Below are 13,213 nucleotides of genomic sequence, written 5' to 3'. Positions count from 1 at the left end.
AGGACACGGATGGACCAGCGGCGGCACGGCGAGTACAAGGTGCTGGGCGGCAAGCTCGTGGTCGCGGACCTCACCGTCGTCGACGGGCGGCTCGCCGACGTCTCCGTCAACGGCGACTTCTTCCTGGAGCCGGACGAGGCGCTCGAGGACATCAACGCGGCCCTGACGGGTCTGAGCGAGGACGCCGCCCCGGAGGAGATCGCCGCCGCGGTGCGGGCGCGCCTGGCCCCCGGCGCCGTGCTCTTCGGCTTCTCCCCCGAAGCCGTCGCCACCGCGGTCCGGCGCGCCCTGGCCCGGGCGACGACGTGGGACGACCACGAGTGGGAGATCATCCCGCCCGTCGTGCGGCCCACCCTGGAGAACCTGGCCCTCGACGAGGTGCTCGCCCGGGAGGTCGGCGCGGGCCGGCGGCGCCCCGCGCTGCGGCTGTGGGACTGGGAGGAGCCCTCCGTGGTGATCGGCTCGTTCCAGTCGCTGCGCAACGAGGTGGACCCCGAGGGCGCGGCCCGGCACGGGATCTCCGTGGTGCGGCGGGTCTCGGGCGGCGGGGCCATGTTCATGGAGGCCGGCAACTGCATCACGTACTCGCTGTACCTGCCGCAGACCCTCGTCGACGGGCTCAGCTTCGCCGAGTCCTACCCGTTCCTCGACCAGTGGGTCATGCAGGCGTTCCAGGAGATGGGCCTGCAGGCGTTCTACGTCCCGCTCAACGACATCGCCACCGAGCACGGGAAGATCGGCGGGGCCGCGCAGAAGCGCTTCGCGGGCGGCGGGATGGTCCACCACGTGACCATGAGCTACGACATCGACGCGCAGAAGATGACCGAGGTGCTGCGGATCGGTAAGGAGAAGCTCTCCGACAAGGGCCACCGCTCGGCCAAGAAGCGCGTGGACCCGCTGCGCCGGCAGACCGGCCTGCCCCGGGCCGAGGTCGTCGCCAAGCTCATGGAGGTCTTCACCGGCCGCTACGCGGCGGTGGAGGGCGCGGTCGGCGCCGGGGAGCTCGCCGCGGCGCGGGAGCTGGTGGCCACCAAGTTCGCCACCCCGGAGTGGATCGCCCGCGTGCCCTGACCGGCCGCGGCCCCTCCCGCCCGACGCCGGCCGACGCCGCCGTGCTCGGGCGCCTCCCGGGGCGCCTGGGCGACGGACCCGGGCGAGGGCCCCGGCGCGGCCATCCCGCAGGCCGGTCCCGGCGCAGATGTTGCTACGCTGAGCCCGGACGAGCAGCAGTCGCCCACCGCGCACCCCGGCGCGGCGGGCCTCCCCACCCCCCCCGCCCGCAGCACGCCCCGGCACCGGCCGGGACGGCCCCTCTTGACCCCCCCCCGAGAGAGCCATGCCGCACACCCTCCTTCCCCTCTTCCTGCGCCGGCATCCCGTGCTGCCCGGTGCCGACGCCCGCGCCGAGCGGCGCTTCGGCGCGCGGGTCGAGCGCGCCGAGAGCGGCGGTTCCGACCTCCGGGCGCTCCTGCGCCTGGCCGACGCCGCCCTGGCCCGGGGCCGCACCGAGGACGCCGAGCGACTCCTGGCCCTCGTCCCCGCCGGGACCCCGGGCCGTGCCGGCGCGAAGGCCCGCCGGGACCGGCAGGTCGGGCGGTTCTCGGAGTCCGTGGTGGGACTGCGCCGGGCCGTGGCCGCCGGCCGCGCGACCCCGGCCGAGCGGCGCCAGCTGTTCCACTACGAGGACGAGCTGCGGCTGTTCTGCGGGTGGCGGCCCACGCTCACGCCCGTGGTCGGCTACCGGCCGCAGCCCTGCGCGGTCCTGCACGTGCTCACCGGCGCCCTCCCGCCCGCCCCCGGCGACGCCGCCGGGCCCGACCACGCCCTGCTCACGGCCACGGTCCGGCGGGGCTGGGCGGTGACGGCGGTGACGCGGCCCGGGCGCGACGTGCCGGCCAGGACGCTGCGGGCCGCGGCGCCGGCGGTCGTCGACGGCGTGGCCTACCACCGGGTCCTGCTCGCCGGTCTCGCCCCGGCCGCGACCGGCCGGCTGCAGCAGGAGGCGCAGGCCGTCCTCGAGCTGGCCCTGCGCACCCGGCCCGCGGTGCTGCACACCACCACGTCCTTCGCCAACGCCCTCGTGACGCGGGCCGTGGCCGAGGCCCTGGGCGTGCCGTGGGTCTACGAGGCCCGAGACCTCCCGGCCGATGCGTGGGCGGCCTCCCGCCCCGCCGAGGCGGCCTCGAGCGAGGGGCACCGTCTCTTCGCGGCCCGGGAGGCGGAGGCCCTCGCGAGCGCCGACGGCGTCGTGGCCCCGGGCCCGGCCCTGGCCGAGCAGGTGCGGGAGCAGACCCGGGCCCTGCCCGAGGGGCCGGTGCCCGCCCGCACCGTCCCCGCCGCCCTGGACGCCCGGTACCTCCCCGAGCCCCTCCCGCTCGCGCAGGCCCGGCGGGCCGTGCGGTTGCCCGGGGGCGCCCGCGTGCTCGGTGCCGCCGCCGGGGCGGGCGCGGAGGACGGCCTGGAGGACCTGCTGCGCGCGGCCGCGATCGTGCTCCCGGACGTGCCGGAGCTGCTCGTCGTCGTCCTCGGGGACGCCGCCGGGCGCCCGGACCTCCGGGCCCTCGCCGCCGAGCTGGGCCTGTCCGGGCGCCTGCGCCTGCCCGGCGACGTCCCGCCGGAGCAGGCGGCCCTCTACTCCCGGGCGTTCGACGTGTTCGTGGCCCCCGGGAGGGACGGGCCCCGCGCCCGCGCGGTGGCCCCCCGCGGGGCGTTGGAGGCGCTGGCCAGCGGCACGCCCGTGGTCGGCTCCCGGCTGCCGGCGGTCGCCGAGGTCGTGGCCGACGGGATCACGGGGATGCTCACGCCCGCCGGGCAGCCGGAGACCCTGGCCGCCGTCCTGCGGATGATGCTGGAGTGCCCCGCCGTGCGGCGGTGCCTGGGCGAGGAGGCACGGCGCCGCGCCGTGGGGGAGCGGGCCGCGGACGTCGTGGCCCCGGCCGTGGTCGAGGCCTACGAGCGGCTGGCCGGGGGTGCGGCGGCCCGCGAGGCCACCGCCTGACCCGGTCCGGGCGCGGTCAGGACACCTGGATGGCGGCGGCCACGCGGTCGCGGATCGCGATGAACTCGGGGGTCGACTTCATCTCGGGGCCCACGTCCGGTCCGTACGTCGAGGCCAGGTCCACCCGCTCGTCGAGCAGGATCCGGCCCGGCCGCGGGCTCATCACCAGGACCCGGTCGCCGAGGAACACGGCCTCCTCCACGCTGTGGGTGATGAAGAAGACGGTCTGGCGCCGTTTCCGCTGGATGCGCAGCAGGTCCGCCTGCAGGCGCTCCCGGGTGAGGGCGTCGAGCGCGCCGAAGGGCTCGTCCATGAGCACGACCTGCGGCTCGTTGGCGAGCACCCGGGCGATCTGGGCGCGCTGCTGCATGCCGCCGGAGAGCTCGTAGGGCCTGGCCTCGCCGAACTGGGAGAGCCCCACCATCTCGAGCAGCTCGCCGGCGCGGGCGGCGCGCTCCCGCTTGGGGACCTTCCGGAACCTCGGCCCGAGCTCCACGTTGCCGCGGATGGACAGCCACGGGTAGAGGTTGGCCTGCTGGAACACCACGCCGCGGTCGTGGGAGGGGCCCGTGATCACCTGGTCCCCGTACCGGGCCTCGCCCGCGGAGGGGGCGAGGAACCCGGCCAGGACCTTCAGCAGGGTCGTCTTGCCGCACCCGGAGGGCCCCACGACGCAGACGAACTGCCCCCCGGGGATGTGCAGGTCGGTGGGGGCCACCGCGTGCACGACGTCGCCCGAGCCCGCCACGTAGTGGTGGCTGATCCCGTCGAGGACCAGCTCCCGGGTGGGCGTGCCCTCCCACGGTGCGGTGCCCGCCGTCACCGCTGCCGCTCCGCTGCTCCTGCGGTCCGCCGGCTGGCTCATCGGGCCGCCACCTCCTCGATCGCGTCCGGGTACGGCATCTGCTGGTAGGTCTCCGGAGGGGCGGTGCCGTCGATCTCCCGGGCGTCCACGAGGAACCTCGCCGTGTCCGCCAGGACCCCGCCGAGGGCGCCGCCGAAGTACTGGTCGGCCTGCTCCCGGGCGTCGGGGTACGTGAGGCCCTCGGTCTGCTTCCGGACGATGTCCGGGGGCAGGCCCAGCTGCACGGCCAGGGAGTCGATCGTGGTGGCGTCGCCGTCGGCCAGCTTGCGGGCCGCGGAGTCCTGGACCGTCGTCCACATGAGCATGAACTCCGGGTTGCGCTCGACGAACTCGGCGGTCGCCGCCGCCATGTCGAAGGTGGGGTAGCCGGCCTCGGCGGTCTCGGCGCTGGTCAGGACGGTGGAGCCGCTGGCCTGCAGCTCCGAGAGCGTGGGGTCCCAGACCCAGGCGGCGTCGATCTCCCCGCGCTGCCAGGCGGCGATCATCTTGTCCGGGGCGAGGTTGATCAGCTCGGTCTCGCGGTCGATCCCGGCCTCGCGCAGCGCGCTGAGCAGCGAGTAGTGGGCGGTGGACCCGAAGGGCACGGCCACCGTCCTCCCGGCCAGGCCCTCGACGGAGGTGACGGACCCGTCGCGCACGACCAGGGACTCGGCCGCGCCGATGACGTCCTGCAGCCACACGACGCGCAGGTCGATGTCCAGGGGCGGGGAGACGGCCCGCACGGCGGGGCTGGACCCGATCAGCCCGAGGTCGACGGAGCCGGCGCCGAAGGCCTGCACCACGTCCCCGCCGGAGTCGAACTTCGACCAGGTGATGTCCGCGCTGGGCATGCAGGTCTCCAGCATCCGCAGGTCCTTGACGGCGAGGTCCCCGTTGGGGATCGCCTGCCAGGCGATGCGCGCCGTGGTGGTGATGGAGGGATCGGGCTCCACCGGGCACTGCGCGGCGGCCTGCACGGCGTCGGGGTGCACCGTGCGACCCGACTCGACGCAGCCCGTCGTCGCGGCGACGGCGCCGAGGACCGCCGCGAGGGCGAGCGGCCGCTTCCAGGAGAGGGGCATGGGTCAGGCCTTTCCCTGCCAGGGGACCAGCGAGCGGCTGATCCGGACGATGAGCGCGTCGAGGGCGACCGCCACGATGCCGATCGTGATGATGCAGGCGATGGTCAGCGGGGTGTTGAGCTGGGTGCCGGAGAGGTAGGCCAGCCCGCCGATGCCCGGGATGCCGTTGTTGAGCTCGGCGGCCACCACCGTGGTCCAGGCGAAGCCGGCCGCGAGGCGCACGCCGGAGAGGATGCTCGGCAGGGACGAGGGCAGGATCACGTACCGGATGCTCTGGGTCCTGGACGCCCCCAGGGACAGGGCCGCGTTGACCCGGTCCGCCGGCACGCCGGCCACGCCCTGGACGGTGGCGATGACGATGGGCGGGAACGCCGCCAGGAACAGGAGGACGTTCTTGGACGCGTCGCCGATGCCCAGCCACACGATCAGCAGGCCGATGTAGCCGAGCGGTGGGAGGGCCCGCAGGAAGTTCAGGTACGGGTCGAAGGCCACCTGCAGCCACCGGGACGACCCCATGAGGAAGCCCACCGCCAGGCCCACGGCGACGGCCGCGCCCAGGCCGACGGCGATCCGCTGGAGGGAGGCGACCATGTGCTCCCACAGGTAGTAGTTCTGCTCACCGCACACGGTCCGGGACAGGCCCTCCGCGATCGGCCGGCACGAGTTCGCCTGCACGAACGCGTTGAGGACGGCACCGGGGGAGGGCAGGTAGAGGGCGGGGACGAGCTGCAGCGCCGTGACCAGCCACCACAGGAGCACCACCACGACCAGCACCCCGGCCTGGACGAGCAGCCGCAGGCTCCTCGACCGGCGGGAGGCGCTGCGGGCGCCGGCCGCCACCGCCTGCGAGGCCTCCCGCGACGCATCGGTCCGCAGGGGCGCGGTCCCCGGAACGGGCAGCTCCCCGGTCGTCGCGTTCTCGGTCATCTGCGCTCCCCGGGTCGGTGGCACTGGTCCCCGCATGTGCGGGCGCCGGCCGCGGCAGGCGTTCCTGACGTCCCAGCTTACGGGACGTGCGCCTACAGCAGGCCCAGCCGGGCCAGCCTCCGGCGTGCGGCCGCCTCGCTCGGGCCGGTTTCGCCGAGGGCCCTGCCGACGACGGCCAGGGTCAGCCCGGCGGCCCGTCCGGTGGGCAGGGGCACGGGTCCGAGGCGGGAGCGCTGGAGCCCCAGCAGGTCGAGGCGGTCCGGGGGCAGCGAGTCCGCCACGGCCGCGAACAGGGCGCGGTACCCGGGCAGCAGCATCGGGTCCAGCGGGGGGCGGCGGAGGAAGCCCACGACGTCGTCGACGCGCGGGCCGCCGGTGAGCCGGTCCCGGAACGCGTGCAGACGCCCGTCCAGCTCCGCCTCGGAGCGCGGCGGGTCGGCCACGCCCATCAGCTCCCCGGCCACGGCCCACTCCCGGACGTAGGCGTCGGGCCCGCCGGGGATCTCCCCGCCCCACCGCTGGTGGCAGCGCAGGAAGGCGTCCGTGAACGCGAGGTGCACCCACTCGGCCAGCTCGGGGTCGTTGGCGCAGTAGGGCCGTTCGGTGCCGTCGGCCGCGACGTAGGTGCCCCGCACGCTCTCGTGCAGGCGGCGGACGTAGGCCGACGCGCGCCGTGCGGCCGCGGTGTCCCCGTAGGTGACGGTGAAGATCCACCGGATCGTCCCGGCCAGCCGGCCCAGGGGGTCCGCGCGGTAGTCGGAGTGCTCGACGACGCCGGCGAGCGCCCCCGGGTGCAGGGCCTGGGTGAGGAGGGCGCGGATCCCGGCGGGAATGGTGGCCATGGACCCGTGGACGGCCCAGACCGCCGAGCCCGGCCGGAAGTGGCCGGCGTCGTCGCCGTCGGCGAGGGCCAGCTCCCACGCCGGGACGCCGTCCGCCTGGCCCGCGAAGGTCACCCGCAGCCGGTTCTGCAGCGGTGCGATGAGGTCCATGCCGGTGCTCCTCCGATCCGCACCCCGTTCCGCCGGGCGTCGTGCCGGGAGGGGCTGCGGACCAGTATGGCGCCCGCCTCCGACACGGCCCGCGCGGCCGAGGAGGACGGGGCCGCCACGGACCGCTGGGCGGCGCCGGCGAGCGGGCAGGACGCCGAGCGCGTCAGGCGCCCTCGGCCACCCCCGGGGCCCCGGCGGCCGGGGTCAGGCGCCCGCCCTGCAGGAACCGCAGGAGCACGGGGGAGCGCCCGACCACGGCCTCGCGGTAGTGGCCGGGGCGGTCGGGGTCGGTGCCGATGACCAGCCGGTCGATGCCGTTGGCGACGAACAGGGTCAGCGTGCCGCGCAGCAGGTCCAGCACCGCGTCGTCGTCCAGGGCCGCGTGCACGGCGCGCGGCAGCCGCAGCGCCCGCGTCCCGTCGAGCACCACGTCGACGAAGTCGGGGCTGTCGCCGTCCGCCCACTGCGCGCAGGTGGCGGCGGCCAGGGCGCCGGCGGCCTCCACCAGGGAGGTGACGATGATGCTCGCCCGCGCCAGCGCGGCCTGGATCTCCGCCTGCCGTCGTCGCGCGCTCCTCCGGCGCAGCCGGGCCCACCGGAGCGGGGCGTCGTCCAGGACGAGGTACTCGAGCTGGAGCTGTCCGTCCGGTTCCTCGAGGAAGGACACGGTGACGGTCTCCGCGCCCATGTCCGGGCGGACGGTGGAGTAGGCCCACCGCAGCAGGCCCTGGAGGTTCGCCGAGCCCCGGCCCAGGGCGTGGGCCGAGAGGCTCACAACCTTGCCGTGGGCGTCGAGGCACCGCACGACGCGGAGGACGCGGGCTGCCACGGGGCGCGAGGGGATGTCCACGCTGGGTTCTGGCCTTCCTGGGGACGGTGGGGGTCGCTCAAGTGTAGATGCGCCTTCATGGTCATTGCGCTCCGAAACGGTCCCCCAATGGGGGGACAATCCCCGTCGCCACCTGCGTCGATGCGTCAGCTCCGGCCCGGGCCGGGGCGGGGCGGGGACGGGTGGAGCCCGACGGGGCGCGCCCCGCCCGGCTCCACCGGGTCCCGCCGGGCACGTCGGCTCAGGGCCAGGAGCCCTCCTCGGCGTGGGCGATGAACAGCTCGCGGATCTCGCAGCCCTTGGGCTGCGAGAGGGCGAACAGGACCGCCTGCGCCACGTTCTGCGGGTCGTTGAGCTGGGAGTCGTCCTGCGGCTTGTACTGCTCGTCCCGGTCGTCGAAAAAGTGGGTCTTCATGCCGCCGGGGATGAGCTGGGTGACGCCGACCTCGCCCTTGAGCTCCGCCGCCAGGGCCTGGGTGAAGCCCAGGACGCCGAACTTGGAGGCGCAGTACGCGGTCGCGTCCGAGACGCCCTTCAGGGCCAGGGTGGAGGCCACGGTGACGACCCGGCCCCGGGACGCCCGCAGGGCCGGCAGGGCCGCCCGCACCACGGAGACGGTGCCGAACAGGTTGACCTGCACGACCTTCTCCCACTCCGTGACCGCCACGTCCTCGAGCCGCCCGCACCGGTCGATGCCGGCGGCGGTGACGACCGCGTCCAGCCCGCCCGCGGCCTCGGCGGCCCGGCGGACGGTCTCGGTGACGGCGGCGGTGTCGGCCACGTCCACCTCGTACGCGGTGACACCGGCGAGCGAGCTGATGTCCCGGTCCAGGACGATGGGGGTGCCGCCGCTGTCGCGGACCGCCTCCACCACGGCGGCGCCGAGACCGGAGGCCCCGCCGGTGATCAGGACGCGGCCCGGGTTGGTGGGCTGGAAACTCATGCAATGTCCTCTCTGCTGTGCGCCTGTGCTGTGCGCTGCGCCGCCCGCGGCGGGGGCCGCGGACGGGCGTGCCGTCCCCGCGGGGACAGCACACAGGCCGCCGCGGGTGCGCCGGCCTGGTCACAGCTACCGTAACCGCTCCCCGGCCGCCGGTAAGTATGCTCATCGGGACAGGACCGCCGGGCCCGTGCCCGGACGCACCGAGAAGGAGACCCATGACCCCCGCAACACCGACCGCCACCGCCCGCCCCGGGTCCGAGCCCGCGTCCCCGTCGGCGGCCGGGGCGGAGCTCACCGTGCTGGACCCCCGGGACGGCTCCCTGGTGGGCACCGTGGCCAGCGCCTCCGAGGAGGAGGTCCGCGCCGCGGTCGCCGCCGCCCGCGCCGCCGCCCGCGACTGGGCGTGGACGGCGCCCGAGGAGCGCGGGAAGGCCCTGCGCGCGGCCGCCGACCGGCTGGCCGCCCACGCCGAGGAGCTCGCCGAGCTCAACACCCGGGAGACCGGCAAGCCGTTCGAGGAGGCCCTGGGCGGGGTCCTGGCCGGGGTCGGCACCCTGTACCAGTACGCGGAGCTCGGCCCGGTGCACCGCGGCCACAGCCTGCGCGGCGGCGTCCTCGCGGCCGACTGGACCGTGGCGGAGCCCCGCGGCGTCGTCGTGGCCCTCACCCCGTGGAACGACCCGGTGGCCGTGGCCGCGGGCCTGCTGGGAGCCGCCCTCGTCACCGGCAACACCGTGGTGCACAAGCCCAGCGAGCGCTGCCCGCACGTCGGCGCCCGGGTGGGCGAGATCCTCGCCGAGGCCCTGCCCGCCGGCGTGCTGAGCACCGTCACCGGCGGCGCCGCCGTCGGCCGGGCGCTCACCGCCCTGGACGACGTCGACGTCCTCGCGCACGTGGGCTCCACCGCCACCGGCGAGGCCGTCGCGCGCGCCGCCGTGGAGACCGGCGCCCACGTCGTGCGGGAGAACGGCGGCAACGACGCCCTCGTGGTCGACGACGACGTGGACCCCGCCTGGGCCGCCGAGCAGGCCGCCCTGGGCGCGTTCGCCAACGTCGGCCAGATCTGCGTGGCCGTCGAGCGCATCTACGTCCACCGCGCCGTCGCGGAGCCGTTCCTGGCCGCGCTCGCCGAGCAGGCCCGCCGCTGCAACGCCCCGGGGGCGCTCGCCCCGCTGGTCGACGGGCGGATGCGGGACGAGGTGCACCGCCAGGTGCGCGAGAGCCTCGCGCAGGGCGCGGTCGTCGTCGAGGGCGGGCAGGTGCCGGAGGGCCCCGGGGTCTTCTACCCGGCCACCGTGCTGCGGGAGTGCACGCCGGCGATGACCGTGATGCAGGAGGAGACCTTCGGCCCGGTGGCCCCCGTCCAGGTCGTGAACAGCTTCGAGGAGGGCCTGCGCCTGGCCGCCGCGGACCGCTACGGGCTCGCCGCGACCGTGCTGACCGGGCGGATCGCCCACGCCCAGCGGGCCGTGGCCGAGCTGCCGGTGGGGACGCTGAAGGTCAACAACGTCTTCGGCGGCGCCCCCGGCGGGGCCGCGCAGCCGCGCCGGGCGTCCGGCGCGGGCTTCGGCTACGGCCCGGAGCTGCTCGACGAGATGACCCAGGTGAAGGTCGTGCATGTGGAGATGCCCCCGGCCCGCGGCTGAGCGCTCCGGTCCCGGGCGCGCCCGGGACCGGGGAGGGTCAGAAGCGCGGCCGCCCGCGCACGGCGCGGGCCAGGCGCCGCACCCTGGGCACGTTGGTCGAGAGCACCAGGTACCCGGCCAGCGTGCCGACGGTGGTGGCCCCGCCGGCGATGAGCGGGACGTGGTACCGCTTCCAGCGCTCCGGGTCGGAGGCCAGGAGGTAGGCCATGCCGTTGATCGTCGCCGCGATCACCGCGCCGGCCACGACCTGGTGGCCGATCCTCTCCCCTCGCTGCAGCAGCGGCTCGAGCTCCTCCGCGCGCAGGTGCACGTCGAAGCCGCCGCGCTCGAGCACCACGATCAGCCGCCGCAGGTACTCGGGCACCTCGACGCCCATCTGCACGGCGTCCTGGACGATGTCCCGCAGCCGCTTGGCGAGCGCGTCGGGGGAGAGCCGGTGCAGCACGAACCGCTCGGCGTACGGGGTGAGGACGGAGACCAGGTCGAACTCCGGGTCCAGGCCGGTGCCCACGGACTCGGCCGTGACCAGCATCCGCAGGAACAGGGCCGACTCCCGGGGCAGGTGCATCCGGTGGCGGCGCAGCACCCCGATGAGGTCCCCCATGAGGTGGCCGATCCGCACCTCGTGCAGCGGACGGTTCGCGTAGCGGCGCAGCAGCAGGGCGACGTCCCGCTCCAGCTCCTTCCGGTCGACGTCCTGCTCCTGCCACGTCAGCCCCAGCAGCCCAGCGGCGGCCCGCCGCGCGTTCTGCTGGACCACCCCGAGCATCACGGTGACCAGGTTGTCGCGGAACTCCTCGGAGAGGGAGCCCACCATCCCGAAGTCGATGATCCCGATCCGCCCGCCGGGCTCCACGAAGAGGTTGCCGGGGTGCGGGTCGGCGTGGAAGAAGCCGTGCTCGAAGATCATCCGGCAGATCGCCTCGGTGGAGTCCACCGCGAGCAGGTGCCGGTCGAGCCCGGCCGCCTCGAGGGCCGGGTAGTCGTTGATCTTGATCCCGCGGATCCGCTCCATGGTGAGGATCCGGGAGGTGGTCGCCTCCCAGTGGATCCTGGGGACGTGGATCCGCGGGTCGCCCATGAAGTTCTCGGCCATCCGCTGGGCGTTGCGGGCCTCCGTGAGGTAGTCGAGCTCGTCCCGCAGGGACTGGGCGAACTCGTCCGCGAGGCCCGCGAGGTCGAAGTGCTTCACGGCGGGCCAGTAGGTCGACAGCAGCTTCGCGAGCTCCGCGAGGATCTCCAGGTCCCGGTTGACCTCCTCGACGACGCCGGGGCGGCGCACCTTCACGACGACGTCCGCGCCGTGGTAGACAGCCGCGTGGGCCTGGCCGATGGACCCGGTGGCCAGGGGCACCGGGTCGATCTCGGCGAGGATCTCCTCGGCCGCGGAGTCCGGCTCCGACTCGATCATCGCCCGGATCCGCTCCGGCGGCACGGGCGGGGAGTTGTCCTGCAGCCGCGCGAGCTCCTGCACGTACCGGGCCGGGAGCAGGTCGGGGCGGGTGGAGACCAGCTGGCCCAGCTTCACGAAGGTGGGGCCGAGCTCCTCCAGCGCCTGGCGCAGGTGCACCGGCTGGCTGTAGAGCTTGTCCGGGTCGATCAGCCGCACCCGGGCCAGCGGCGCCCGCCACTCCTCCTTGATCCCGCCGAGGGCGAAGCCGAAGCCGTGCTTCGAGAGGACCTCCAGGATCTGCAGGAAGCGTTCGCGCCGGCTGATCATCGACCGGCCACTCCGGTGCTCATCCGGGCCAGGTAGAAGGACATGAAGCCCGTGGCGACCGCCACGATGAAGCACAGGGCGCTCACCAGCGGCTCGACGCCCAGGAAGGCCACGCCCACCACGCCCAGCAGCACGGTCATCGCGAGCAGCGCCCACACGGCCACGGAGACCTGCCCGAGCCGGCCCGCCCCGGCGGGGGCGGAGGAGCGGCGAGCGGCCACGACGTCGGGGCGCTCCGCGGCCTCCGCCGGGGCGGGCGCGGCCGGCGCGGCGACCGCGAAGCCCTTGCGCCACTTCTTGGCGTTGCGCGAGCGGTCGGCCTCGGCCGGCACGTAGGCGTCGGGGACGGGGTGGGCGTCCCCGGGCGGGAGGAGCTCGGGGACGTCGTTGGGCAGGCGCTCGAACCACTCGGCGGGGATCTCCTCCGGGCGGGCCGCCTGGAGGGTCATCGACACCTCGAACGCGGAGCCGCGGATCGTGCCCCACACCGCCGTGAGCAGCTCGTGCTGGAACGCGTGGTTGATGACCGGGATGAACTGCTGGGACATCTGCGTGGAGAGCCGGCCGACCTGGCGGCGCTCGTAGAGCACGTCCACGGTGTCCACCGTCTGCCCGTGGTGGTTGCGCACCTTGTTGGTCTCGAGGGTCAGCATCACGCGGCCCTCCCCGGACGGGGGGACGATGCTGTGCAGGTACTCCGCGAACTCCTGCTCGTCCAGGACCTTGATCGACGCGCCCTGGGGGAGCACCGCGGCGTGCGTGGGCGGGGTGTTGAGCGGGAACAGCAGGTCCGGGGCGGCGATCGACAGCCGCGCCGTGGCGTCCACCTCCGCCTGCCCGTCCTGGCGCAGCACGGTGGCGTCCAGCTTCAGCGGGGCCACGGGGGTGTAGCCGGACGCCACGACCCGGGCGATGTAGGGCCAGTACCGCTGCGCGTCCTGCTGGGCGAGGTGACCGACCTTGTTGCGCCCGATCCGCACCGAGATCGTGTGCGGGTCGAAGGGGTTGTCCGGTTCCGGCACGAGCGCCGCGTTGCCCGTCCAGGTGCGCAGCTTGCCGTAGGACAGACCGCCGAACACCCGCATGATCTCGGTGTCGTAGAAGTTCTCCGTGACGATGTCCAGAGATCCGCGGTCGTTGAGCGCGTAGTCGGTCATGGTCTCCCTCGATGGAGCTGGTGGCTGGGGGTCCTCCCAGCTTCTCACGATTCCGCATCGGCGCGGCCCACCGCC

11 protein-coding genes are annotated in these 13,213 nt (G+C 75.2%); 3 read left to right on the top strand and 8 right to left on the bottom strand.

Annotation, left to right across the window (positions count from 1 at the left end; all coding sequences use genetic code 11):
• Positions 1-9: 9 nt before the first annotated feature.
• Both M3185_RS03770 and M3185_RS03765 read left to right on the top strand, forming a co-directional pair.
• Positions 10-1,071, top strand: a complete 1,062-nt coding sequence (locus M3185_RS03770) for a lipoate--protein ligase family protein (RefSeq protein WP_251332344.1) — start codon at positions 10-12, stop codon at positions 1,069-1,071.
• Positions 1,072-1,336: 265 nt separating this feature from the next.
• Complete coding sequence (locus tag M3185_RS03765; protein WP_251332343.1) at positions 1,337-2,998, top strand: glycosyltransferase; 1,662 nt, start codon at positions 1,337-1,339, stop codon at positions 2,996-2,998.
• Between the two features lie 16 nt (positions 2,999-3,014).
• Here the strand turns inward: M3185_RS03765 and M3185_RS03760 are convergent, their stop codons facing one another.
• From M3185_RS03760 to M3185_RS03735, 6 genes are all read right to left on the bottom strand, one after another.
• Positions 3,015-3,863 (bottom strand): ABC transporter ATP-binding protein, encoded by an 849-nt coding sequence (locus M3185_RS03760; protein ID WP_251332342.1) that lies wholly within the window; start codon positions 3,861-3,863, stop codon positions 3,015-3,017.
• Positions 3,860-4,924 (bottom strand): taurine ABC transporter substrate-binding protein, encoded by a 1,065-nt coding sequence (locus M3185_RS03755; protein WP_251332341.1) that lies wholly within the window; start codon positions 4,922-4,924, stop codon positions 3,860-3,862. Before M3185_RS03755 ends, M3185_RS03760 begins: the two co-directional genes overlap by 4 nt.
• 3 nt (positions 4,925-4,927) lie before the next feature.
• A complete protein-coding gene (locus M3185_RS03750; RefSeq protein ID WP_251332340.1) occupies positions 4,928-5,851 on the bottom strand; it encodes an ABC transporter permease in 924 nt (307 codons plus the stop codon).
• Between the two features lie 92 nt (positions 5,852-5,943).
• The gene (locus tag M3185_RS03745; RefSeq protein ID WP_251332339.1) at positions 5,944-6,843 is read right to left on the bottom strand and encodes an oxygenase MpaB family protein; all 900 of its coding nucleotides are present in this window, start codon (positions 6,841-6,843) and stop codon (positions 5,944-5,946) included.
• Between the two features lie 163 nt (positions 6,844-7,006).
• Positions 7,007-7,693: a hypothetical protein gene (locus M3185_RS03740; RefSeq protein WP_251332338.1), complete on the bottom strand. Its 687-nt coding sequence runs from the start codon at positions 7,691-7,693 to the stop codon at positions 7,007-7,009.
• A 220-nt stretch (positions 7,694-7,913) separates the two neighbouring features.
• Complete coding sequence (locus M3185_RS03735) at positions 7,914-8,615, bottom strand: SDR family oxidoreductase (protein ID WP_251332337.1); 702 nt, start codon at positions 8,613-8,615, stop codon at positions 7,914-7,916.
• Positions 8,616-8,830: 215 nt separating this feature from the next.
• Between M3185_RS03735 and M3185_RS03730 the strand changes: the two genes are divergently transcribed.
• A complete protein-coding gene (locus M3185_RS03730) occupies positions 8,831-10,261 on the top strand; it encodes an aldehyde dehydrogenase family protein (protein WP_251332336.1) in 1,431 nt (476 codons plus the stop codon).
• 37 nt (positions 10,262-10,298) lie between these two features.
• On the opposite strand, the gene M3185_RS03725 is transcribed toward M3185_RS03730, so the two are convergent.
• Positions 10,299-11,981: an ABC1 kinase family protein gene (locus M3185_RS03725; RefSeq protein WP_251332335.1), complete on the bottom strand. Its 1,683-nt coding sequence runs from the start codon at positions 11,979-11,981 to the stop codon at positions 10,299-10,301.
• Positions 11,978-13,138: a hypothetical protein gene (locus M3185_RS03720; protein ID WP_251332334.1), complete on the bottom strand. Its 1,161-nt coding sequence runs from the start codon at positions 13,136-13,138 to the stop codon at positions 11,978-11,980. Before M3185_RS03720 ends, M3185_RS03725 begins: the two co-directional genes overlap by 4 nt.
• Positions 13,139-13,213 lie beyond the last annotated feature (75 nt).

The sequence above is a fragment of the Kocuria rosea genome, from assembly GCF_023715525.1.
Lineage (GTDB): Bacteria > Actinomycetota > Actinomycetes > Actinomycetales > Micrococcaceae > Kocuria > Kocuria rosea_A.
Note: the sequence above shows the minus strand (reverse complement) of the source record. Positions and strands in the feature narration are given on the sequence as shown.